The sequence below is a fragment of the Macrococcus sp. CoH-51_TC_04 genome (assembly GCF_058188655.1).
In genome coordinates this window covers 1-23,499 of record NZ_JBVGOY010000004.1, presented here as the reverse complement: position 1 = coordinate 23,499, position 23,499 = coordinate 1, and the positions used below count along the sequence as shown (strand labels likewise).

The window sequence follows — 23,499 nt, the reverse complement described above, 5'->3', positions numbered from 1 at the left end:
ACGTAATCCTTGTTATACTGAGTTTGTGAATTGGTGAACAAAAAATTCTGGAGGGATTTATATGTTTAAAGAAGAGACAAAAAGAACAAATGCTTGGGAAGGGTTCAAATCAGGTAAATGGAACAAACGCGTTGATGTGCGTGAATTTATTCAACTGAACTACACACTTTTTGAAGGTAAAGATGAATTCTTGGCTGGTCCTACTGAAGCTACGAAAAAACTTTGGGAACAAGTGATGCAGTTATCAAAAGAAGAACGCGAACGTGGTGGTATGTGGGATATGGACACTAAAGTTGTATCTAGCATTACTTCTCATGATGCTGGATATTTAGACAAAGACCTGGAAACAATCGTTGGTGTTCAAACTGAAAAACCTTTCAAACGTTCAATGCAGCCGTTCGGTGGGATTCGTATGACGAAAGCAGCTTGTGAGTCGTATGGTTATGAGTTAGATGCCGAAACTGAACGTATCTTCACAGATTACCGTAAGACACATAACCAAGGTGTGTTCGATGCTTACTCTAAAGAAATGTTAGCTTGCCGTAAAGCCGGCGTTATCACTGGTCTTCCAGATGCTTACGGTCGCGGCCGTATTATCGGTGACTATCGTCGCGTCGCTTTATACGGTGTGGATTTCTTAATGAAAGAAAAGCATAAAGATTTCCATAACTTATCTAGTGTGATGAGCGAAGATATTATTCGTTTACGTGAAGAAGTATCTGAACAGTACCGTGCATTAAACGAATTGAAACAGTTGGGTGAAATATACGGATTTGATTTAAGCCGTCCAGCTGAGACCTTCAAAGAAGCTGTTCAATGGACTTACCTTGCATACCTTGCTGCAATTAAAGAACAAAACGGTGCAGCAATGAGTTTAGGTCGTGTATCTACATTCTTAGATATTTACGCTGAGCGTGATCTTAAAGCGGGTACCATCACTGAGATGGAAGTTCAGGAAATTATCGACCACTTCATTATGAAGTTGCGTTTAGTTAAATTTGCACGTACACCAGACTACAATGAATTATTCTCTGGAGATCCAACTTGGGTAACAGAGTCTATCGGTGGGGTTGGTATTGATGGCCGTCCACTTGTAACGAAAAGTTCATTCCGTTTCTTACATTCATTAGATAACTTAGGTCCAGCACCAGAGCCAAACTTAACTGTACTTTGGTCTACGCGTTTACCTGAAAACTTTAAGAAATACTGTGCTAAGATGAGTATTAAAACAAGCTCAATCCAATACGAAAACGATGATTTAATGCGTGAGAGCTACGGTGACGATTATGGTATCGCCTGTTGTGTATCAGCGATGAAGATTGGTAAACAAATGCAGTTCTTCGGCGCTCGTGCGAACTTAGCAAAAACATTGTTATACGCTATTAACGGTGGGATTGATGAAAAGTCTGGCGCTCAAGTAGGTCCAAACTTTGCACCGATTACTGATGAAGTCTTAGATTATGACACTGTATACAAACAATTCGATCAAATGATGGAATGGTTAGCTGGCGTATATATTAACTCATTGAATGTTATTCACTATATGCATGATAAATACAGCTACGAAAGAATTGAAATGGCGTTACATGATACTGAGGTCATTCGTACGATGGCTACAGGTATCGCTGGTCTTTCAGTTGCAGCTGACTCATTATCAGCTATTAAATACGCGAAAGTAAAAACAATCAGAGATGAAAACGGACTTGTTGTCGACTTCGAAACTGAAGGTGAATTCCCTCAATATGGTAACAACGATCCACGTGTTGATGATATTGCAGTTGAACTTGTAGAATCATTTATGGCAAAACTTCGCAAACATAAAACATATCGTGATTCAGAGCATACAATGAGTGTGTTAACAATCACTTCAAACGTCGTATACGGTAAGAAAACAGGTAACACACCTGACGGACGTAAAGCAGGAGAACCTTTCGCGCCTGGTGCGAACCCAATGCATGGTCGTGACACTAAAGGTGCACTTGCATCATTATCATCAGTAGCAAAATTACCATATGACTGCTGTAAAGATGGTATCTCTAATACGTTCTCTATCGTACCGAAATCTTTAGGTAAAGAAGACGATGCCCAGCAATCTAACCTAGTTGCAGTATTAGATGGATATGCGATGCAGCATGGTCACCATTTAAACATTAACGTGTTCAACAGAGAAACTTTACTCGATGCAATGGAGCATCCAGAAGAGTATCCACAGCTTACAATCCGTGTATCAGGATATGCAGTAAACTTTATTAAATTAACTCGTGAACAACAACTGGATGTTATTTCTAGAACATTCCACGAAAAAATGTAATGATATAAGTATTAACAAGAAGGACGGGGATTTAAATGATTAAAGGACATATACATTCAATCGAGAGTTTAGGGACGGTTGACGGACCTGGTTTACGCTACATCTTATTTACACAAGGGTGTCTGCTTCGTTGCCAGTTCTGTCACAATCCTGATACTTGGGAAATTGGAACACCTTCACGCGAAGTGACAGCTGAAGAAATGGTTGAAGAAATTGTGCCTTACCTCCCCTACTTCAACGCATCAGGCGGTGGCGTAACGATCAGTGGCGGAGAGCCACTGCTCCAGTTACCGTTTATAGAACAACTGTTCAAAAGATTAAAGGCAGAAGGTATCCATACTTGTATCGATACATCAGCAGGATGTTTTAATGAAACTCCCGCTTTTATGAATCACTTTGATCCTGTACAAGAAAATACAGATTTATTCTTACTCGATATTAAACATATCGATAATGAGAAACACTTAAGTTTAACCGGAAAACCCAATACCCATATACTAAAATTTGCCCGTATGTTATCAGATAGAAAACAGCCCGTATGGATTAGACACGTGTTAGTGCCAGGTGTTACTGACGATAAAGATGATCTCATCAAGCTGGGTCAGTTCATCAATAGTCTAGAAAATGTTGAAAAGTTCGAAATCCTCCCGTACCACCAGCTTGGTGTTCATAAATGGGAAGCACTTGGTATTAAATATCCGTTAGAAGACGTTGAAGCACCAACGGATGATGCTGTAAATCTCGCATATGAATATGTTGATTTCCAAGGTAAAACTCCCCTAAATGCTTGATACTATTATTAGAACGAATAAGAAGGAAGCCTGAAAGAGTATCATTTCAGGCTTCCTTCTTATTCGTTAATGGTATCAATGTCTGTCTAGTCTTCCGTATCCAACAGCATCATTTCATCATAGTTCAATGCTTGTCTCAACTCAACTGCTACTTCACGACTGATCTTAGCTTTTTTCACGAGCCTTGCTACCATATCTTTTTCGACTGCTAATACATCAAGCGCAAATAACGTTTCATCATCATCAATCGTTTCATTCGTGGCATTTCTCTTAATCTGATTTACCCGATTCAAATAGTTATCTGACACAAGCGCAACTTCTATCCGATTCTCTCTACTTATTTCTTCGGACAATCGTTGCACAACGTTATAGTGTACACGTGATGCAATTTTTTGAATTTCTAACAGACTATTTTTTAGCGAGAGCGAACTTGACTGATTCAATCTATTTTCAAATGCTTTACGCTTACCATGCATGCGAATTAAAAACACCATTCTTCTGAAGAAGCTTGTCGAGGCGAATATCTTTGTTCTTTCGATATATTGAACGTAGTTGTTAAATGCACTCTGTGTAATCTCATCATTTTCTACCAGTTCATCAAGCGTTTTCATTTCTGTTTCAAGTGCAATCGCATGCAGTCTATCAAACTCTTTCGGATTATACTCTCTGTCACTTACCTCACTATAAAATCCAACCTGCATCGTATACTGACGTATGAGATTTCCGGCAATCATACTGTTTTCAGGTGTAGTTTGTTTATGAATATATTTCATTCCAAATTCTTTGATCAATATATATGCTTCTCTGAAATCAAGGTGGGAATCTACGCTATTATCTTCTGCTTTTGGTGTTAATAGTGGTAAGAAAATTTGTGCAACAACTAAACTAATGACCACCACACCTGCTGTGATAAATAGTAAGTTATCGCGATAGTTGAAATACTCTCCGTTCATGATTTCTACTGGTATCGTCAATGCTATGGCCATAGAGATTGTGCCATGCACACCACACACAGTAGCAATTAACGCATACTTAAAACGATTGGGTCTCTTATCAAATTTATCAATATCTTCATGCTTTAGCACTTTTTCAAAACGACTTTCTGGAATATAAAACTTATTATAGAGTACAAATACCCATATAAACCTAAAAATATAAACAAGTAATGCGATTACAAGCGTGTATATCATTGTTGAAAAAATACTTTTTTCATCATGTTCAGTCAGCGAAAGTGTAACTTGAGGGATTAAATACCCTAGCAATGTAAAGACAAAGCCATTCAGAACAGTAGAGAGTAATCCCCATGTATTGTTATACCCAAGTTGCAAACGTGTCGTCGCTTGAGATAACCTATCTCGTTCAATTCCATGGATGATTCCGCCAACTACAGCTGCAATAATACCTGAAACGTGAATACTTTCAGCAGCCATGTAAATGACAAAAGGTGTAAGGAGCTGTATTAATATATAAATATATTCATTTTCAAACCCTTTTCTAACCAGAAGGATTCTAATCTGTACAAAGATTAATCCTATAAACAGACCCACAACTAAACCACCTAATGAAGAGATAAAGAACTGTGTGATCGAACCTGTGACACTAAATACACCTGTCGTTAAAGCGACAATCGCGATATTAAAACTTAATATCCCCGCTGCATCATTCAGTAAAGATTCTCCTTCAAGAATCGTCATCAGTCCACGCGGGAGTTTCTTATCTTGTGCAATCGCCTGAACTGCCACCGCATCAGTCGGACAAATAATTGCAGCGAGTGCAAAGCATGCAGCCATCGGTAGAAATGGAATCATACTATGTGTAATGTATCCCAGACCAATTACAGTTGTGAAGACAAGGCCTAGCGCCATCAATATAATTGGTTTTAAATATTTAATCATATATAGCCTGGATACAGTGTAACCTTCAAGAAATAGTAATGGTGCGATAATACCAATTAGAAAGAGTTCCGGTTCAAAATCTACATTTAGAGGGATAGGTGTTAAAAAAATGAGCATCCCTATAGCTATCTGGATAAAAGCGAGCGGAACTTTAGGGATGTAAAAATGAATCACGGTGGAAATGATAACTGCAAGTACCAAACTGAGTATTACGATAAAATTCTCCAAAACTGACCACTCCAATATTTATATTTGATGCTATTAACGATTCAAAGTTGTAAATTTAATTCAAAAAAATAAGCAGACTGTAAAAAATAGATACAGTCCGCTTGAATAAACTATTTATTATTCACTGTCTCGTGATGGCCCATAAATGCCAGGGACTTTAAGACCCGCTTGTCTCATCAATACTGTCATCTGTCCTCTATGATGAGCCAAGTGTGTAATATTTGAATAAAGTAAAGCACCTTTAGCGAGATTATGTCCAAAGAAATCAACATCATCATTCAAATTCTCGTCTGTTAGGCTAGCTTCATAGGCTGCTAACGTATTGTTAACTATCTTCTCTGCCTCCTCTAAAATCTCCGCTTTCGTTTCTGGCATAGAAGAGCTATAGTTCGCACCTTCTACTGAAATACCTGCGCGTTCTGCAAACCCACCGAGACTTTGAACGATATGCCAGGTAAGCTCTCCTAACGTTCTATCTAGTTCAGTTACCGCTTGTGTTAAAGATTCATCTGTTAATTCTCTTATACAGGCGAGAGTCGTTTCACCTTCCTGACGATACTGGGTAATAAAATCATTTTTGCTACGAAACATATATGTTCCTCCTAGGTTTATTATTATTAGTTATTATATCCCACCAATTGATGCTTATGAAACATTTTGATTATAGAAAATTGGCTCATGTGTATTATTTATGCGCTAACTTGCCACATCACTATCTATTAACAAGACTATTGTTTCCACCAAAGTCTATATCAACACATCCAGTACGAACCAGATGACCATAATAATCAATATTAAAAACTTGGCGACGGTACTTGTCAAAAATCCAAAGAGCGATCCGATGCTCGCATTAAAAGCTCTTGTTATATCTCTTTGGATAAAAAGTTCAACAAATAATACCATTATAAACGGCACGATGATAATGCCGAGCGGTGGAAAAAGGAAGCTACCGATAATGATACCGATTGCTGCTGTAAATTCTCCTGCTCTTGATCCACCGTACCTTTTGACGAAGTAACTGCCAGCTATATAGTCGCTGATTAACGTAACAAAAGTCAGCATCGCCATCGCAATCCAGAAGAACCATGTCAATTCTTCGTTATTGATACCAAAATGATAGATAAAAAATCCTACCCACATCAACAGCACACCTGGCAGCATTGGTACGACCAGCCCAACGAATGCTGCGATAAAACTAATAATGACGACCATCCATAATACTATCATCATGCTAAATCCTCCATCTTTATGGGTTTCGTGAATATTAATAAAATAAATGCAATTAATACGAATGACGAAGATACATAAAATACATTTCCAAGTCCTACAACGTCACTCATGACTCCACCAAGTAGGTTGCCGAGTAATTGTCCTGCAATCATCGCATTAGAAAATAATGTCGATGCATATCCTGGAAAGTCCGGCAATATATCCTGAAAGTAACTGATTCCTAAACCTAGCAGTATGGCTAAGAAGAACGCTAACCCAATTTGACCGATGAGCATCGCTATCACACTGTCAAATAAACCGATTGAAAGATAGTAGCCTCCACCAAATACTGCACCAATCATCAATAATGTACGCGTTTGAAATCTGCTTGCTAGTATACCTAGAATAATCATAAACGGAACTTCAAGTCCTGCACATAAACTTGCTAAATAACCAACATTCGCTTCATCTGCATTTAAGAATTCTGTTACGAATAAAGGCATGTTCAGCGTATACATCCATTGTCCAATATGTAAGAATACAAAAGCAAGGAACGGGATAAGCAAGTACGTATCTTTCAAAAGGTTTGGTGCAACTGGTTCAATGTGGCCTTTAGCATGCGCTGGTTTTTCCACTTTAACCTCTTTATAAAAGAATAAGAACGACAGTAATACGATAATATAAAGCAGAATTGTGCCACCAAATATTCCAGAAAATCCAAACTTCTTAAGCAAGACCGTCCCAACGAGCGGTCCGAACAAGAAACCGAAGCTAAACATAGAACGAAGGAGTGTATTCGCAAATACAGCATTTTTACTTGAAGCTGACACATTGATACTTTCTCGTGCTGATGCATAGAGCTGTGGCATAGCAGGCGCACCCATACCCCCAAAAAACACATATATCATGATGAAAACGACAGGATTATCGATATAGAAATACGTACTGAATGCGATTGCAGCCATCATTACTGAAAACATGATCATATACTTACGATTAAAGTTCGCCCGATCAGAAAACCTTGCAACAATTGTGTTGACCATAAATCCAGCCAAGGCAAACAACGCCATCATAACACCATATAATCCTCGTGTCATTCCGAGTTCCTGAGTTGCATACAGGACAAAAAACGGCACTGTAATCGCTAAAGCCATACCAAGCAGAATCATGTTGATAAGAAATAATTTATAGTTTTTAATTGTGAGAAGATCTCGAAACATTGAACACACTCTTTTCATTAGATTCATTTTGTTTTATTATATATGAAATTACTTTTTTATGTGAGAACTGCGACTTAATGATGTAGCCGATCAACCTAAAAAGATGACTGGAAATACTCCTGTCATCTTTTCATATCATATACCAGTGACTTCGTACTGCGAATCTTTAATCTAATAATATGGTATTACGCACTTCTGTCATCTTACGATCCAGTTCACTTGAAACATCCGCGACTTCTTTCAGTTCACGGCGTATGCTGTCATTTAATTTCTTGGTATTATATTTGTATTGCAGCTTATGCTCTGTAGATGCGAAGAAATCCATGGCTAATGTGCGAATCTGAATTTCTGCAGGGACCCACTTCACACCTTCAGAGAGCACTAGTTCTGTTTCAACGATTAGATGCAGACTTTTATAGCCACTTTGTTTCGGATTTTTTATGTAATCTTTCACACGTACAATTTTAAGATCATTACGTCCCTTTAAAATATCATATATTTTATAGACATCGTCTTCAAACGTTGTAACGATTCTTACACCAATAATATCAAATATATTCTCCTGTATGCTCTTTAAATTAAAGTCTATTTCTTTTCGTTTTATTTTGTCACGTAGTGAGATGGGTGACTTAATACGTGTCTTTATGTGTTCAAATGGAGAATAACCATACTTCGCCTGCCATTCTAAGTCGATGACCTCTATATCACTTTTTAATTCTAATAAGCCCATCTCATATTCTTTAAATAAATAAGAAAAATCTTCGACCAGCTTGATGATTTCGGATTGGTCTTCTATTTTTTGCATTACATTCTCAATATCCATTTGCTATCCTCTTTCAATTCATAAGCCGTTGACGACTTCTTTTAATAATGCGATAAACGCACTCACCTGAGGGAGACTCAATATATCATTCTCATAGGATATGTATGTCTCCCTTAATAATTCCTGTCCATGTGCCTCGACAAGCTTAACTTCAAACTCTTTACGATCAATATCTTCTGCTACAATTTCAGGAAGTACAGTCATCCCTACCCCACTTAATAGGAGTGCCTTACACGTCGCTATCTGATCTGTCTTTATCTGTGGTGCATATTCTTTGTTGAATAACTCAGTGTACCATTGTTCTATCTCTTTCAAATAGACCGGATCTGCCTGAAATTCAATCATCGGTAATGTATCTAATACATCCTTCTTACCCTTCGGATAAATAAAATAATGCTTTTCTTGCATCAGCCGTTCATTATGGAGGTTCATTATCTTTGTTCCACGTATAACGGACACGTGGAAGTCATGACGATTATTCATAATGCGTGTACTGGAACCAACCTGCAACTGAATCTTCACATTAGGATACTCATGTACAAAACGTTCAAGTACAGTCGGTAGTACTGTCTGTCCAATCAACGAGGATACACCAATTGACAGGTTCCCGTTCACCACACCTTCAGAAGAACGAATCATTTCTTTAAGATTTGTCTCTTCTTTCAGCATCTTACGTGCGTGATTAATAATCGCTTCGCCGTGGGTTGTGACAATCAGCTTCTTCTTCGTTCTAATAAAAATTTCCGTGCCCCAGTCGTTCTCGATGGTCTTGAGTCGCTGACTGACTGCGGGCTGAGAAATATATAAGGTTTCAGCAGCTTTACGAAGCGTCTCTTCCTCATCCAAAGCTACAAGTAATCTGTAATCATCTATTTTCATATTATATCCTCAATCTTAAATTCGATAGAAAGCTTTCGTGTTATACGTCATAATAGATTCTATGTTTTCTGCCTTCGGATAAAACAGCTCTAGCTCCTTTATTATAGCAGAAAGTTGCGATTTAATCTCTTTTGCTTCAAACCCTTCGTGCGGCCATGGACCATCTGTTTCTATCATGAGTCGATGGAGCGGGAAAGCCTGGGCTACTCTTCTGGTCTTTACATTCCATAGAATATCAGGCGTTACACTGACCATGTAATCACTATTTAAAACCTCTTCCAATACATCTTTATCTGCTTTGAACCAATGAAAATGCGCTTTTTGAATTTGATATTCTCTTAAGAGTTCCATCACTATTCTCGCATCGTCATAGACAGCATGGAGGATGACAGGGAGTTGATGGGCTCTCGCTTTATTCATGAATGCTTCCAATATATCAATATACGGCTGCAATTTTATCGATTGATCCTGACGCATTAAATATTGCGGCAAGCCCACTTCACCGATTGCCACAATCTCATGATGATGCGTATCGATTAAGCGAAGAATTTCTTCTACTTCATTTTTATCAATGCGCTGCTCAGGATGATACCCTAAAGCAATATGAATATTTTCATTCTTAAGTGCAAGTAGTCGATAGCAACTCTTCAAGTCTGTTGCAACAGCAACACACTGTATATTTTGCGCCATGATATCTTGAATATCTTTATCGCTATACTGATCGATATGAATATGTGCATCTATCATCATAAACACCTCATTTTGATTTTAACATAAATTTTACACAATGTTTTAAAGGGTCACATAAAAGGAATAGTTAATTATTACTATCAATTTGAGGAGGAGTCATAATGAACAAATATGAAAAGATCGATAAAGAAATTAAAGGTTATACACAACCCGAACAACCTGGTATCGAAAAAGAAATGGATCCAAAACCGATTGCAGAAGATGATAATTATAAAGGATCAGATAAATTAAGAGGGAAAGTCGCGCTTATTACCGGTGGTGACTCAGGTATAGGTCGTGCTGTAGCCATATGTTATGCAAAAGAAGGTGCAGACATTGCGATTGGGTACTATAACGAACATGAAGACGCCAAAGATACAGTCGCACGTCTAGAATCACTTGGCGTTAAAGCAAAGGCCTATGCTTTCGATCTTAAATCAGAAGAACAATGTAATCAATTAATCGCAGATGTTACATCGGAATTCGGAAGTTTAAATATTCTTGTGAATAATGGAGGCGTACAGTATCCACAAGAAAGTTTACTTGATATTTCTAGTGATCAGATTAAAGAAACATTCGAAACGAATATATTCGGTATGATGTATGTTACTAAAGCTGCACTACCGCATCTTTCTAAAGGTGATGCCATTGTTAATACGAGCAGTGTGACTGCTTATAGAGGTTCTAAAACATTAATTGATTACTCTGCTACTAAAGGTGCGATTACATCATTTACACGTTCACTCTCACAAAACATAGCAGAAGAAGGCATTAGAGTAAATGCTGTTGCACCAGGACCAATCTATACACCGCTCATTCCTGCAACGTTCCCTGCTGAAAAGGTAGAGAAGCATGGACAGGAAACCGCCCTCGAACGTCGCGGGCAACCAAGCGAGATTGCACCGGCATATGTATTCCTTGCTAGTGACGATGCATCTTATATCACTGGTGAAACAATTCATATCAATGGTGGAGACTACATTTCAGGTTAAAATGCATTGAATAAAATTAAAACGGAAAGGACGACTATGTCCTTTCCGTTTTAATTTCGGCTTTGCACTTGCTTGCGAGCTGTTCAAAACATATGAAGTTGTCTTTCACTTCATCCATCACTTCTTGAGCAGTCTTATAGGCAAGATCATATTGCGCCTGCGTAATAACCTGCTTTTTAAGTGCACGTTTCACATCTGCCTCATCTACTAGTTCATAGCGTCCGTCAGGTAATACAAGTACATCAAGATAGAGATCATGGGTTCTTGCCTCACCCATTTCCACAATATTCTCATCATTAATATCGAAGTAATACTGTAGCGGCTTATCTTGTGCATCATACATTACAGTAATGCTATAGTGCTTATCTTTCGGTAAGATTTGCAACCAGCGAAACCCGTTGTCAGCTACTACAATGCTTTGATCGATAACCTTAATTTCTAGCGGTGACTTTACCTTTATCATCTCAATCTCACCGATTATCCCATCAAACCACTCATCACTGACACGAATTTCCTTATAATGTTTCTTTAAGAGACGACGCCAACTTCTTTTATCAATGTACTTTGTCTTCATATCGCCTCACTCCTTATTCTTTATTATATAAAAATAAACAAGTATGACAAATAATTATGCCTTACTTGTTTATTTTTAATTAAAGCTCTTCAGCACGATAATGTTCTTTTCCTTTTAAGAAGAAGGACAGTATAAATGCCAGTGCACTTAGCGCTGTCGCTACCCAGAAGGCATCGTTAATACCATTGATTGTTGCGACCTTCTGAAGATATCCCATTACAAGTTGACCACCCGCTTCTTGTGATCCGACACTGCGACCAATCTCAGCGAACTGTCCTGCAATTTCTGGATGCGTCTTATCCATTGTATTCGAAATATCACCGACATGTGCTGTGGTCTGTTGTGTCATAATCGTAACCAGTACAGCAGTACCGATAGACCCTGCAAGCTGACGTACCGTGTTACTGATGGCGTTGCCATGCGGAATCATTCTTTGTGGTAATGCGTTCATACCTGCAGTCATAATGGGCATCATAATAAAGCTCATACCGAAAGAACGCAGTACATAGATCCCTAATATCGTTGAATAAGAAGTATCCATGCTCAATTTTGTGAGTTCCCATGTTGCATACGTCATAATAAATAATCCAAATATCGCAATCGGCTTAATTCCAAATTTATCAAGCAGACGACCCGATATAGGTCCCATGAGTCCCATGAGTAGCGAGCCAGGTAATAGTAGTAATCCTGAATCTAAAGGAGAAAAACCTCGAATAGACTGAAGATATACAGGCAGAAGTAACATACCTCCGAATAAACTCATCGTTACAATTACATTGATCAGCAATGTAAATGAAAACCCTGTATACTTTAACGCACGTAAATCCATCATCGGGGCTTTCATAGAAATTTCTCGATAAACAAATAATGCAACGAATAAGAGTCCAATGATCATCATTGTAATTACAGTTGCTGAATCCCAGCCTTTATTCCCCGCTTCAGAAAAGCCATAAAGCAAACTACCAAATCCTAGTGAACTAAATACGACACCAGGGACATCTAGCTTAGGATTACTTATCGGTTGATAGATTTTGAACCAGAAGAAACCGATAATAATTGCGAGTATTCCTACAACAGACATCCCATAGAACATCACATTCCAATGATAGTTCTGAATAACCCAACCCGTTAATGTCGGTCCAATTGCAGGTGCAAGAATGAAGGCGATCCCCATCATTCCCATTGCAGCTCCACGTTTCTCAGGCGGGAAGACTGTCATAAATACGTTTGTTCCAAGTGGCATCAAGATTCCTGCTCCAACCGCCTGAATTACACGACCTGTCATCATTACAGGGAAGTTCGTACTTATGGCACAGATAACAGAACCTATTGTAAATGCAATCATCGCAAACATAAAGAGCTGACGATACGTAAACTTCTGAATCAAATAAGCACTGACAGGAACGAGAATCCCGTTTACAAGCATAAACCCTGTTGTTAACCATTGTGCAGTTGAAGTAGAAATACTGAAGTCATTAATCATAACAGGGAGTGCCACGTTTATTAACGTTTGATTTAATATTGCAACGAACATCCCCGCCATGAGCGCAGTAATAATCTTCGCCAAAGTGATACCTTTACCGAACGTTACAAGTGCTTCAGGCTTTTTCACCTGTTCATGTACAGGACGATTGACATCTATTTCCTGTTTCATTTTCTCATCTTGTATATGTGATTCACTTATTTTCGGTGCAGTTGTAGGTTTAACTTGTGCGTTTGACACTGGTTCATATACTTTTTTATCTTGTTTTTGAATAGAACGATGCTGAGCTTTGCGCTTTCTTTTAAGCATTACTCTATTAACGACGAAGAATGTCAGCAAAGAAAATAAGCTGTATAAAATAATCATCGAGGTCATACGATAACCTCCTTAGTTTTTATGAATGCGTACAGTTACATTCATTCCTGGTAAAATGTCTAACGATTTTCCTTTTGAAAGTTCAATCTTAACTGGAACAACTTGAGTTACCTTCGTATAGTTTGCATTACCATTTGATGAAGGTAATAGACTAAAGCTAGATGCTGTTGCTAAACCAATTTGTTCAACTTTCCCAGATAAAGTCGTATCTTTATATCCATCGACATATACATCGACATCCTGACCCTTTTTAACACCGTCAAGTTCAGTTTCTTTAATGTTTGCAGTAACGAATAATTGATTCATATCGTAAGCATAGGCAATCGGAGTACCAGCACCTACAAATCCATTTTCTGTTGCTTGCTTCTTCACAATCGTGCCATCCTGTGGCATCGTAATATCAACCTTAGTTGGGTTACCGTCTTGACCAGCACCTGCTACAGTACCAAGTTTGTCATCCTTAGATAATTTGTCGCCTACCGTTTTATTGAATGAAACTAATTTACCTGCAACTGGACTTGCAATAGAGACTTGCTCTCCGTCAATCTTCGCATTGTCCGTCTTTACATAGTTTGTTGCTTCATCATAGAAGTGAAAAGCGACTACGCCAAGCACTGCTAAGATGATTAAAGTTAAAATATTGATCATTACTAATTTTTTCATGTATACTTCCTCCCAATTTTTCGCATAAACAATATTATATAATGATTTACTAAACAATCAACCAACAATATTTGTGAATCTGTTGGAAATTAAGTAAAATAAATAGATAATACTATTAAATAAGAAGAAATGAGTCATGTATGGACAAAAAACAGTTAATCGAAAACAGTTTAATACAATTGCTGGAAGAACACCGATTTAGAGAAATAACGATAAAGATGCTATGTAATAAAGCTGGTATTAATCGTTCTACTTTCTATGCTTATTTTGAAGACAAATACGCATTACTGGATAGCATGATAGATTCACATATTTCACATCTAGAATCAATATTATATACTGATCTGCAGGACCTTCACTTACAGAGAGACAAAAAATCATCAATAGAAAAATACCTTGAACACATATTCCAGTATATTTATGAGCACAGACAATTCTTCAGAGTGTTACTCACCTTGCATCCTGCACAAAACTTTACACAGAAATTATTATCAAATTGGCGCAATAATTATATGCACGTCCTTGAAACAACTGCTAGTCTTCAGTATCCTGATTATTTTATCAGTTACACATTAGGGGGCCAGTTCGGTGTGTTGTATTTCTGGTTACAAAATGATTGTCCGGAACCTCCTGAAGTTATCAGCAAGATTATTCATAATAACATCATGAAAATTAATCGCTAATATTAAAAAGATGGCTGGAAAATTATCTCCAGCCATCTTTTCATGATTTCATTCGTATCTGAACGCTCGTGTCACGTCCTTTTATTTTAATCCTTCTTCAATTTTCTTAATTTCGTCTGCGCTTAAGTTCTTCGCAATTTCGCCATCTTTTGTGTCTTCTTTCAATGCATCTTTCGCTTTATCTGAATGATAGAGTTCTACAATCTTTTTATATGTCTTGTTATCTTTATCTTTCGTCTGTGCAGCAATTACATTGATATACGGTGCAACATTTTCACTATTTGAATCTTCTAAGTAAATTGGATCATCTTGCGGACTAAATCCTGCACGCGCTGCAACACCGTTATTGATAATACTTGCTGCAACATCTGGTAATACACGTGGTGTCTGCTGTGCTTCAATCGGTTTAATCTTAAGGTTTAACTTGTTTTCTTTAATCTTATCTGGACCACCAAATAATCCGAAGTCATCTGATAACTTAATCAGTCCACCTGCTTCTAATAAGCGAAGTGCACGTGCTTGATTTGTTACATCATCTGGAATTGCGATTGTTTCACCTTTTTTGATATCTTTAATATCTTTTACTTTTTCTGAATATACACCTAGTGGTGCAAATACTGTAGTCCCTACAACTGAAAGGTCTAATTTATGATCCTTTTTAAATTGGTCTAAGAATGCGAAATGCTGGAATGCGTTTAAATCGATTTCACCTTCATTCAAAGCATTATTTGGTGCTGTGTAATCCTGAAATTCTACAAACTCAATATTAATGCCTTCTTTTTTCGCTTCTTCTTTAACAACTTCCCATACCTTTGAATCTATACCTGTAACACCGATTTTTACTGTCTTATCTTTATCCTCTTTTCCTCCACATGCTGCAAGTACAACCACTAACGATAATAATAATACCAATAATTTTTTCATATTTTTTTCTCCTTTTATAATCTACTTGTATATATGCTTGCTACTTTGTTACCGATAAATTGTGTAATTTGTACTAATATAATCAGAATGACGACTGTTATAAACATGATCAGCACGTCAAATCTTTGATATCCATAAGTAAATGCTAAATATCCAATTCCACCTGCACCAACAAGTCCTGCCACAGCTGAGAATTCTATTAAAGATACAGTTGTAAATGTAAGACCTAATATTAAAGCGCCTGCCGCTTCTGGGATGAGTACTTTGAACAGTATGTCGAACTTGCTTGATCCCATTGCTTCAGCTGCTTCAATGACTCCTCTATCTACAGACACGATGTTATTTTCTACAATTCGAGCGATAGAAAGCGAGGCTGCAAGTGTCATCGGAAATATTGCTGCCCAGATGCCGATAGATGTCCCGACTAGAATTCGGGTTATCGGAATCAATGCTACTAGAAATATGATGAAAGGTATTGGGCGTATCGTATTAATAATGGCGTTCAATATACTGTTCACTACTTTATTCTCGAGTATATTACCTTTTGCTGTTGCATAAAGCAGTATGCCAATTGGTAGTCCAATGAGCGTTGCAAAGATTAACGTGATCGCAACCATGATCAGTGTATTAATTGTCTGTTCGATAATAACGGGATAGAACGTCGTAATATCAGTTTTCAAATCCTTCAACCTCCTTTACTTTAATGCCTTTTTGTATGAGATCGTCTAGCGCACTGTTTATATGTTCTGGTTGTCCGACCGCTTCAATCAGTAAATTACCAAATAACTTATCGGTTAACTCCGTTATACCGCCGTATAAAATATTGAAATCTACATGATACTGACGTCCAACTTCACTTAGTGCCGGTTTTAATATTTGTTCATGATTGAATATAAAACGATATAAACGTCGATTACTAATGTCAATATCTTTAGGGATATCATCATTCAGCACACTGTGGACAAATCGTTTTGTTGTTGCATGCTGCGGTGAAGTGAATAACTCGAACACTTTATTCTGCTCAACAACCTTCCCTTTTTCCATTACAGCCACTTCATCACAAATCTTTTTGACGACCTCCATCTCATGGGTAATAATAACGATCGTAATATTGAGCCGCTGATTAATTTTCTTGAGTAATTCCAGGATATCGTCTGTTGTCTCTGGATCCAGGGCACTCGTTGCTTCATCGCATAATAAGATATCCGGTTCAGTTGCAAGGGCTCTTGCAATACCAATACGCTGCTTCTGTCCTCCTGAAAGTTGATTTGGATAGTCATCTTTCTTGTCACTCAGGCCAACAAAGTTTAAGAGTTCATCCACTCGCGCCTCAATTTCCTGCTTGCTATATTTCTTTGTCAGCTTTAATGGATATCGGATATTATCACTGACTGTTTTCGATTTAAATAAGTTGAACTGCTGAAAGATCATTCCAATATTCTGTCGCTGTTTTCTAAGCGCACTTTCTTTCAATGCTGTAATCTCATTACCTTCAACAAACACTTGACCTGTCGACGGTTTTTCAAGTCGATTGATCAGTCTAAGTAAAGTAGATTTACCCGCACCTGAATATCCTACAATACCGAAGACCTGACCTTTTTCAATAGTTAAGCTGACATGGTCTAAAGCATTGATGTCACCTTTTTTCGTGCGATAAACCTTCGTCACGTCTCGTACTTCAATAATTCCCATTCATTCTTTCCTCCTTAAAATAAAAAACGCTCACTTAGCCTGAGCTAAATGAGCGTTTGACGGTCAACATTTATCTGCCAAGCTAAAGCTTGATGGAATTAGCACAGTGCTCTCTAAAGAGTCTGCTGCTGAGACTTCGTCGGGCCATATCCCTCTGTCTCTCTTGATAAAATATGATTAAGTTGTTTTTTATATTACATGGGTTAGATTTATAAGTCAATGTATTTTCAGAATTTACTCAACTTTTTTTATATTAGAAACTTGATATTCCTGTAAATTCTTGGACTCTGTATATGACATCTTTAATAAATGACGGATCTTTCTTCACTTCATAATCGTCTGTAACATAAGCCTGTTCATTATTCCACATCGCACTAAATTCCCGATTCAGTCGATGGAAGACCGGAAGATCACTGCGTCCACTAATAATAACATCTGTCTCCATATTGTAGTCCCCAACATTACGACGTGTCAGATTAGCACTACCGAGTACCAGTGTACTCGTCTTGCTATCTTTATATTGGAATAACGTATACTTCGCATGAAATTGTTCACCATGACTTACCGCCCATTTTACTTGGATCCTATCATTTGATTTGGATACTAGCTCATGTGCGACCGGTTTATTTGGAATACCAGGTTTTTCCTTACCAAATGCTTCTTTATTCACATCCAGTATCATCTGAATCCCGACACCTCGTTTCGATGCTTTTATCAATGCTTTAATGATATCTCTGTCAGAAAGATAGAACATCCCCATTTTCACACGATCTCCCGTTTTCGTCATATTGATCTGTTCGAGCAGTGCAGCTTTAATCTTACCTTCTGTGACTAATGTTGTAGTATAGTCCATGTCACTACTATATGCACGGTGCGTAATATTAAAGTCACTTGCGGACAGCTTACTGCCACTCATATTAAGTGCACTCACTTCACTTTTTATCAAATCTTCCTGTAGCTTACCTGTCACTTTTACTGCAATATTCTGATGATGGGCACTCGGATCATGGGGGTTACTACTTGAGATTATTGCTGCATCTTCAGTGACCAGTGTTTTTCTATGGTTCGCTTTCATATTCAACAATCTGCCGAATCCTCTTACAGTAACATTTGGTGCGTCCTTAGAAAATATATTCGTGATTATTCCGTTCTCATTATTACCGAACCATCTTAATGTCGGACGCCATAACCCGGAATAAAGTGGATTGGAATCTCTTAGTTTCACAAGGTTCGTTTCATAGAGTACGATACCGTTATCGCGCAATTTTCTGTAGTGCTCTGGTGTATAGCTTCCATAAAAAGAATTGATGGGATCTGTCAACATGTAGATGCGAATATTGGGACTTTCCTTTTTCTTATCAATCAATGCTTGCGTCAGTGTTTCTGTCAGCTTTGTGAATTTTTTTTGTCCGTCATATGTATTGTTGAATAAAAACATATCTAAAATGATAAAATCATCTGCTTCTTGAATCGTTTTCAACTGTTCATTGAATATTTCATGGTTATAATACATATGATTTTCTTTCTCATACGTTTTGTCTACAAGTAGTTTCACATCATTTGTCTTACTTGATTCAAACCATTTGCTGACGCCACCTGGCAATGGTTTGAACGCACCATAGATGACACTGCATATATAAATGATACATCCTAGAATAACGAAATGCTTGAATTTAAACTTTGACTTTGACCTTGATCTTTTTGTCTTACGCATTTTATTCACAGGACGCTTTTTAGCTGTAGATTGCTTTCTTGTCTGAACTGCTTTCCTTTTTGTCGCCATAGCACACCTCCTCATATAAATTATAACAAAAAGCAGGGAGTTCCCTGCTTATTTTATAAATATAAATGATTTTTCCGGGCTATCAATAACGAAGATTCGTTGCCCTTTTGAATCAATCTGCTGTGCGTTTACCATGCGTTTAAATTCTTTTCTGTCTATTTTTTTCGCACCTTTTACTTCATTTATCGTTTCAATATTTCTGACATGTTCAAAAGATGTTTTTCGTGGAAGTTCATATACGTTGCCATCTTTTAGTACATCACTCGGCTCAGAGATGATTTCCTCATCAATTAGAAATTGTATTAACTTCGTATCGTATATCGAAATCGGAACGTCATAACTTCCAGACTCGGTAACCATTCCATTCGATTTAACATGTTCATAATCGAAAGTAATACTATACTTTGTTTTTCCTGCTTCAAGATTTGAATTAAAACTTCTTTCTTTAATACTTGTTTCCAGAACTTTTATAAGCTTTTCTTTTTGTTTGTTATTCATGCTGTCACCCGTAAATGAATCGTTATTCACTTCATGGGTAATAGAAATTTGATCTTTTTTATGCTTACTAAGATCAAGTGCAGTGACTAGCGCTTTCATATTGCCTTCTGTATTGACACGCTTAATGTAGTTATCATAATCTTTTTCAAAGACTTCATAATTTCTATCAACTACTCGACCATTATTCATAATATACTGAATATGTATCGTACGGACTGCTACATCATTGTTATATACATCTTTTTTTGCGTTCTTTAATTGTTTATGCGCATCGACAACACTATCAATAAATGCTTGATTGCTTACTTTCGTATCGTTCAGCAAACTTTGATTCATGTATATTTGATTAGCATCTTCAAAAGTTGTTGCGACAGATGAGATTTCTTTTTTATCAGGTATAAATTGTTCACGCATATATCCTGAAATAAAAACTAATATCAACGCAGCAGCTACAATCGCGAACGAAGTGATATAAAGTCGCTTATCGAAAGTGATTCGAGCAGACTTTTGTGAAATCATTTCCATTAGTATGAACGCAACTGTAAATGCGATTGCATAGATGATGAGTGATATAATCTTCATCTCACTAAATAATGAGCTGAATATCAATCCTCCTAGCATGGTCGCTATAAACAGCATAATAAAATAAATAATCAAATAGATAAACTGATTCGCATAAGGTTCATTGATGCGCTCATTCTTACGTCGCATATATGCATAATAAGAAAGTGCAATCATGACGATTGATATTACAAACACCACGACCAAATAGACAAAGTGATAGCGATCTGCAATCACGAATTCCATAAATTTTACAGGTATCGTAATATCATTAAGCAGCACAGTAGGATATTCCGAAAGACCTTTGAATAATACCATATGCGTTGTATAGATTAGTGTTCCCATAATTACCGGGGAAATAAGCAGTGCTATCGTCCCAACAGTATGACTTAAGTAATTATTTATCAATAAGCCTAACAATACAGTTAAACTAAAGATAAACAGATGAATGAGTAAACTTAACAGCACCCATATCAGCACTTTCTCAATATTTATGCCATTAAATTTAATCCCGAATATTAATGTGATAACACCGTTTATCAATAAATTGAGGAGCACATGCGTAAAATATGTTAGGTAAACTGTATTTAAAATACGATAACGTTTTATCGGCAGACTATGAATAAAGTCAGATGCACCTTGCCCTTTAAAGAAATAGGTAATAAAAATACCGCTTAATCCTGCATAAATCATTGCGCCAAAGAAATATAGCCCTGCTGTATTTAATGAGCCGATAATATACTTACTAATATTATTCGTACCTTCAACATCCATCATAAAATAGGAGAACGGCACTAAAATAAATGTACAGATGATATTAATTACCGTCAAAAACATGATATTGCGTGATAAGTTTCTGAACAGCGCTTTATTCCACAATGATGTTTTCAATTGCATAACCGTAACCTCCCAATTCATATGTAAAGATTTCTTCTAATGTGAGCGGTAATATATCATAGAGCAGTGGATCTGCTGTTGTAATATATTCTTCTACTCTGTCTAGGTTGTCTTTTACGATACAAGTAACTACACGTCCTTTAGTCACTTTCTCGATAACATTCATCCCTTTATAGAATGATTCATCAGGTAATGTGCTGAAAGCCATCTGTATTTTAGCTACATTTCCTTTTAAGTCATCAAGGTCACGTGTCATCAATACGCGTCCTTCATGCATCAAAGTTACCGCATCACAGAAATCTTCCATTTCTCTTAAATTATGGCTAGACACGAACAAAGCCATGTCATGATTAGTAACATCCTGAATCAAGATGTTCTTGATTGTATGTCTGACAATCGGGTCTAATCCATCAAACGGTTCATCCAGCAGCATAACTTTAGGACGTGCTGCAATCGCTAGTATAAATGCACATTGACGCTGCATACCTTTTGATAACTTTGCAATCTTCTTAGATGGATTCATATTAAGCACTTTTACAAGCTGTTTGTATCGTTCTTCACTGAAATCGGGAAACATCATTTTATAGAACTCAGACATCTCATCCAGACTCGCATGTCCAAAGAAATAAGGAATATCAGAGATAAAGATCATATGCGCCTTATAATGGATGTCTTCGAATATATCCACATCATTTACTGTAATCTGTCCAGTATCACTTTTATAGATACCTGCAATTAGCTTGAGCAATGTTGTCTTACCTGCCCCATTACTTCCAAGTAACCCTTGAATTGAACCTTGCTTTATTATTAAGTCAACTTCATCCACCGCTTTGAACTTTCCAAATGACTTGCTGACCTTATTCAGTTTGATTGTCATCGTGCTCACCCCTCATGTTTTCAATTGCTGCTATAATCTCTTCTTTCGTCAGACCTAGAAATAGTAATTCCTGCACTGTTTTATGCAATGTCTCTGTTAACATGTTGATGCGCTCCTTATTCATCTCATTTTGAATGGTGTTTACAAAGCTTCCTTTACCTGGGACTGAATAGGTGTAACCTAGATGTTCTAGTTCACGGTATGCCTTTTGAATAGTGTTCGGATTAATGGTTAACTCTTGCGCAAGCTGTCTCACGGACGGCAGCTTTTCATCCGGTAGCAGAACGCCATTCATAATTTGAAGCTTAAATCCATTGATAAGCTGCTCATATATCGGAATACGACTCCTATTGTCGATTGATATCATAAAACCTCTCCGTTCTACTGTATTAACTGTACTATATAATATAATACACTTAATACAGCATTCGTCAACCTTTTGACAAAAAAAATAGCATCAGGAAATATCCCGATGCTATCTTCATTAAAGACTTGGTGATTTACCACCATCGATATTTACAGCAGTACCCGTAACATAACTTGCTGCATCACTTACTAAGAATGAAATGACATTCGCCGCTTCTCTAGTATCACCAATACGACCAATCGGAATTTCAAACTTAGGATCTCTTGCATATTCTTCCCAAGGCTTTTCAGGTGCTTCCTCCTGCCAGCGTTTTTCAATCTGACCACTGCGAATCAGACCGATACATACAGCGTTCACACGAATATTATACTGTGCAAGATCCTTACTTAATGTCTTCGTCAATGCAAGTCCTGCTGCACGCGTGACAGAGGTTGGTGTTGTATCGGCTGGAGGGTTTTTGCCAGCAATGGCTGTAAGATTGACTATGGCGCCCCCATTCTTCTTAAGTTCTGGTAATGCTGCATGTAACATATGAAGCGCACCGAATAGTTTGAGGTCAAGATCATCCTGCCAGTCATCCAGCGAAACATCTTCGAAATTTTTAGCAAACGCACTTCCTGCATTATTGATGAGTATATCAAGCTTTCCATACGTATCGATTGCTTTTTGAACAAATTGTTTACAGTCCGTTTCCTTCGTAACATCACATACTTGATAAGATACTTCTTGACCTGTTTGCTCCTTAATTTCCTTTGCAATATTAATCAGTTCGTCTTCATGACGGGAAGCAATCACTACACGAGCACCTTCTGCAGCTAATACCGTCGCAGTTTCCTTACCGATACCTTTACTTGAACCTGTAATTATAGCTACTTTACCCTTTAAACCTAAATCCATACCCTCAGCTCCTTTCTCTCATCATAACAAATATTAAAGTAAGTATAAAAAAATGCACCTTATCAATAAGGTGCTCAGACTGAAGACAAACTCACAATTCTAAAAGTGAGTTTGTCTTTTTTCTTCGAAAAATATTGTTATTTTAAAG

Annotated in this window: 22 protein-coding genes and 1 riboswitch; of the genes, 4 read left to right on the top strand and 18 right to left on the bottom strand. The window is 37.3% G+C overall.

What is annotated here, in order from left to right:
- Nucleotides 1–61 precede the first annotated feature (61 nt).
- Together pflB and pflA are read left to right on the top strand one after the other, a co-directional pair.
- Entirely contained in the window at nt 62–2,311 is a 2,250-nt protein-coding gene (gene pflB / locus ACZ2V4_RS05110; protein ID WP_219493956.1) for a formate C-acetyltransferase, read from the top strand.
- Nucleotides 2,312–2,346: 35 nt separating this feature from the next.
- The gene (gene pflA, locus ACZ2V4_RS05105; RefSeq protein WP_419895380.1) at nt 2,347–3,102 is read left to right on the top strand and encodes a pyruvate formate-lyase-activating protein; all 756 of its coding nucleotides are present in this window, start codon (nt 2,347–2,349) and stop codon (nt 3,100–3,102) included.
- Between the two features lie 86 nt (nt 3,103–3,188).
- Here the strand turns inward: pflA and ACZ2V4_RS05100 are convergent, their stop codons facing one another.
- From ACZ2V4_RS05100 to ACZ2V4_RS05070, 7 genes are all read right to left on the bottom strand, one after another.
- On the bottom strand, nt 3,189–5,225 hold the full coding sequence (locus tag ACZ2V4_RS05100; RefSeq protein WP_219493954.1) for a cation:proton antiporter: 2,037 nt from the start codon (nt 5,223–5,225) through the stop codon (nt 3,189–3,191).
- 117 nt (nt 5,226–5,342) lie between these two features.
- Nucleotides 5,343–5,816 (bottom strand): DinB family protein, encoded by a 474-nt coding sequence (locus ACZ2V4_RS05095; RefSeq protein WP_219493953.1) that lies wholly within the window; start codon nt 5,814–5,816, stop codon nt 5,343–5,345.
- A 156-nt stretch (nt 5,817–5,972) separates the two neighbouring features.
- Nucleotides 5,973–6,455, bottom strand: coding sequence for a DUF456 domain-containing protein (locus ACZ2V4_RS05090; protein WP_219493951.1), 483 nt, complete (start codon nt 6,453–6,455; stop codon nt 5,973–5,975).
- Nucleotides 6,452–7,672 (bottom strand): sugar efflux transporter, encoded by a 1,221-nt coding sequence (locus tag ACZ2V4_RS05085; RefSeq protein ID WP_490514581.1) that lies wholly within the window; start codon nt 7,670–7,672, stop codon nt 6,452–6,454. The genes ACZ2V4_RS05090 and ACZ2V4_RS05085 overlap by 4 nt, the downstream gene beginning before the upstream one ends.
- 148 nt (nt 7,673–7,820) lie before the next feature.
- Nucleotides 7,821–8,477: a GTP pyrophosphokinase gene (locus ACZ2V4_RS05080; protein ID WP_099482651.1), complete on the bottom strand. Its 657-nt coding sequence runs from the start codon at nt 8,475–8,477 to the stop codon at nt 7,821–7,823.
- An 18-nt stretch (nt 8,478–8,495) separates the two neighbouring features.
- A complete protein-coding gene (locus ACZ2V4_RS05075) occupies nt 8,496–9,356 on the bottom strand; it encodes a LysR family transcriptional regulator (protein WP_490514580.1) in 861 nt (286 codons plus the stop codon).
- 15 nt (nt 9,357–9,371) lie between these two features.
- Complete coding sequence (locus ACZ2V4_RS05070) at nt 9,372–10,103, bottom strand: TatD family hydrolase (protein ID WP_490514579.1); 732 nt, start codon at nt 10,101–10,103, stop codon at nt 9,372–9,374.
- Between the two features lie 104 nt (nt 10,104–10,207).
- On the opposite strand from ACZ2V4_RS05070, the gene ACZ2V4_RS05065 reads away from it, so the two are divergent.
- Nucleotides 10,208–11,077 (top strand): SDR family oxidoreductase, encoded by an 870-nt coding sequence (locus ACZ2V4_RS05065; RefSeq protein WP_283727175.1) that lies wholly within the window; start codon nt 10,208–10,210, stop codon nt 11,075–11,077.
- Between the two features lie 34 nt (nt 11,078–11,111).
- Here ACZ2V4_RS05065 and ACZ2V4_RS05060 read toward each other — a convergent pair whose 3' ends face one another.
- The 3 genes from ACZ2V4_RS05060 to ACZ2V4_RS05050 all read right to left on the bottom strand — a co-directional run bounded on the left by ACZ2V4_RS05060 (nt 11,112) and on the right by ACZ2V4_RS05050 (nt 14,172).
- Nucleotides 11,112–11,651 (bottom strand): ribonuclease FAU-1 family protein, encoded by a 540-nt coding sequence (locus ACZ2V4_RS05060; protein WP_283721850.1) that lies wholly within the window; start codon nt 11,649–11,651, stop codon nt 11,112–11,114.
- 79 nt (nt 11,652–11,730) lie between these two features.
- Entirely contained in the window at nt 11,731–13,509 is a 1,779-nt protein-coding gene (locus ACZ2V4_RS05055; protein ID WP_490514578.1) for a DHA2 family efflux MFS transporter permease subunit, read from the bottom strand.
- 12 nt (nt 13,510–13,521) lie between these two features.
- Complete coding sequence (locus tag ACZ2V4_RS05050) at nt 13,522–14,172, bottom strand: HlyD family efflux transporter periplasmic adaptor subunit (protein ID WP_219493937.1); 651 nt, start codon at nt 14,170–14,172, stop codon at nt 13,522–13,524.
- Nucleotides 14,173–14,312: 140 nt separating this feature from the next.
- Between ACZ2V4_RS05050 and ACZ2V4_RS05045 the strand changes: the two genes are divergently transcribed.
- Complete coding sequence (locus tag ACZ2V4_RS05045) at nt 14,313–14,855, top strand: TetR/AcrR family transcriptional regulator (protein WP_413474105.1); 543 nt, start codon at nt 14,313–14,315, stop codon at nt 14,853–14,855.
- 81 nt (nt 14,856–14,936) lie between these two features.
- On the opposite strand, the gene ACZ2V4_RS05040 is transcribed toward ACZ2V4_RS05045, so the two are convergent.
- The 8 genes from ACZ2V4_RS05040 to ACZ2V4_RS05005 all read right to left on the bottom strand — a co-directional run bounded on the left by ACZ2V4_RS05040 (nt 14,937) and on the right by ACZ2V4_RS05005 (nt 23,351).
- Nucleotides 14,937–15,779 (bottom strand): MetQ/NlpA family ABC transporter substrate-binding protein, encoded by an 843-nt coding sequence (locus ACZ2V4_RS05040; RefSeq protein WP_219493935.1) that lies wholly within the window; start codon nt 15,777–15,779, stop codon nt 14,937–14,939.
- A gap of 14 nt (nt 15,780–15,793) precedes the next feature.
- Nucleotides 15,794–16,459 (bottom strand): methionine ABC transporter permease, encoded by a 666-nt coding sequence (locus ACZ2V4_RS05035; protein WP_219493934.1) that lies wholly within the window; start codon nt 16,457–16,459, stop codon nt 15,794–15,796.
- Nucleotides 16,449–17,465 carry a methionine ABC transporter ATP-binding protein gene (locus tag ACZ2V4_RS05030; protein WP_219494806.1) on the bottom strand — a complete coding sequence of 339 codons (1,017 nt, stop codon included), beginning with the start codon at nt 17,463–17,465 and terminating at the stop codon, nt 16,449–16,451. The genes ACZ2V4_RS05035 and ACZ2V4_RS05030 overlap by 11 nt, the downstream gene beginning before the upstream one ends.
- Nucleotides 17,466–17,538: 73 nt before the next feature.
- Nucleotides 17,539–17,644, bottom strand: a riboswitch (SAM riboswitch).
- An 80-nt stretch (nt 17,645–17,724) separates the two neighbouring features.
- Complete coding sequence (locus tag ACZ2V4_RS05025; protein ID WP_219493932.1) at nt 17,725–19,254, bottom strand: phospholipase D family protein; 1,530 nt, start codon at nt 19,252–19,254, stop codon at nt 17,725–17,727.
- A 48-nt stretch (nt 19,255–19,302) separates the two neighbouring features.
- Nucleotides 19,303–21,210 carry a hypothetical protein gene (locus ACZ2V4_RS05020; protein ID WP_490514577.1) on the bottom strand — a complete coding sequence of 636 codons (1,908 nt, stop codon included), beginning with the start codon at nt 21,208–21,210 and terminating at the stop codon, nt 19,303–19,305.
- On the bottom strand, nt 21,182–22,087 hold the full coding sequence (locus tag ACZ2V4_RS05015; RefSeq protein ID WP_490514576.1) for an ABC transporter ATP-binding protein: 906 nt from the start codon (nt 22,085–22,087) through the stop codon (nt 21,182–21,184). Before ACZ2V4_RS05015 ends, ACZ2V4_RS05020 begins: the two co-directional genes overlap by 29 nt.
- On the bottom strand, nt 22,068–22,454 hold the full coding sequence (locus ACZ2V4_RS05010; protein ID WP_086038145.1) for a GntR family transcriptional regulator: 387 nt from the start codon (nt 22,452–22,454) through the stop codon (nt 22,068–22,070). Before ACZ2V4_RS05010 ends, ACZ2V4_RS05015 begins: the two co-directional genes overlap by 20 nt.
- Nucleotides 22,455–22,571: 117 nt before the next feature.
- Nucleotides 22,572–23,351 (bottom strand): SDR family NAD(P)-dependent oxidoreductase, encoded by a 780-nt coding sequence (locus ACZ2V4_RS05005; protein WP_219493929.1) that lies wholly within the window; start codon nt 23,349–23,351, stop codon nt 22,572–22,574.
- Nucleotides 23,352–23,499: the final 148 nt, after the last annotated feature.

Bases quoted from the DNA above. Each gene is read 5' to 3' on its own strand.
- ACZ2V4_RS05010 (WP_086038145.1), bottom strand. From the start codon at position 22,454: ATGATATCAATCGACAATAGGAGTCGTATTCCGATATATGAGCAGCTT.
- ACZ2V4_RS05085 (WP_490514581.1), bottom strand. From the start codon at position 7,672: ATGAAAAGAGTGTGTTCAATGTTTCGAGATCTTCTCACAATTAAAAAC.
- ACZ2V4_RS05055 (WP_490514578.1), bottom strand. From the start codon at position 13,509: ATGACCTCGATGATTATTTTATACAGCTTATTTTCTTTGCTGACATTC.
- ACZ2V4_RS05080 (WP_099482651.1), bottom strand. From the start codon at position 8,477: ATGGATATTGAGAATGTAATGCAAAAAATAGAAGACCAATCCGAAATC.
- ACZ2V4_RS05070 (WP_490514579.1), bottom strand. From the start codon at position 10,103: ATGATAGATGCACATATTCATATCGATCAGTATAGCGATAAAGATATT.
- ACZ2V4_RS05090 (WP_219493951.1), bottom strand. From the start codon at position 6,455: ATGATGATAGTATTATGGATGGTCGTCATTATTAGTTTTATCGCAGCA.
- ACZ2V4_RS05020 (WP_490514577.1), bottom strand. From the start codon at position 21,210: ATGCAATTGAAAACATCATTGTGGAATAAAGCGCTGTTCAGAAACTTA.
- ACZ2V4_RS05075 (WP_490514580.1), bottom strand. From the start codon at position 9,356: ATGAAAATAGATGATTACAGATTACTTGTAGCTTTGGATGAGGAAGAG.
- ACZ2V4_RS05015 (WP_490514576.1), bottom strand. From the start codon at position 22,087: ATGACAATCAAACTGAATAAGGTCAGCAAGTCATTTGGAAAGTTCAAA.
- ACZ2V4_RS05065 (WP_283727175.1), top strand. From the start codon at position 10,208: ATGAACAAATATGAAAAGATCGATAAAGAAATTAAAGGTTATACACAA.
- ACZ2V4_RS05005 (WP_219493929.1), bottom strand. From the start codon at position 23,351: ATGGATTTAGGTTTAAAGGGTAAAGTAGCTATAATTACAGGTTCAAGT.
- ACZ2V4_RS05045 (WP_413474105.1), top strand. From the start codon at position 14,313: ATGGACAAAAAACAGTTAATCGAAAACAGTTTAATACAATTGCTGGAA.
- ACZ2V4_RS05095 (WP_219493953.1), bottom strand. From the start codon at position 5,816: ATGTTTCGTAGCAAAAATGATTTTATTACCCAGTATCGTCAGGAAGGT.
- ACZ2V4_RS05025 (WP_219493932.1), bottom strand. From the start codon at position 19,254: ATGGCGACAAAAAGGAAAGCAGTTCAGACAAGAAAGCAATCTACAGCT.
- ACZ2V4_RS05050 (WP_219493937.1), bottom strand. From the start codon at position 14,172: ATGAAAAAATTAGTAATGATCAATATTTTAACTTTAATCATCTTAGCA.
- pflB (WP_219493956.1), top strand. From the start codon at position 62: ATGTTTAAAGAAGAGACAAAAAGAACAAATGCTTGGGAAGGGTTCAAA.
- ACZ2V4_RS05040 (WP_219493935.1), bottom strand. From the start codon at position 15,779: ATGAAAAAATTATTGGTATTATTATTATCGTTAGTGGTTGTACTTGCA.
- ACZ2V4_RS05060 (WP_283721850.1), bottom strand. From the start codon at position 11,651: ATGAAGACAAAGTACATTGATAAAAGAAGTTGGCGTCGTCTCTTAAAG.
- pflA (WP_419895380.1), top strand. From the start codon at position 2,347: ATGATTAAAGGACATATACATTCAATCGAGAGTTTAGGGACGGTTGAC.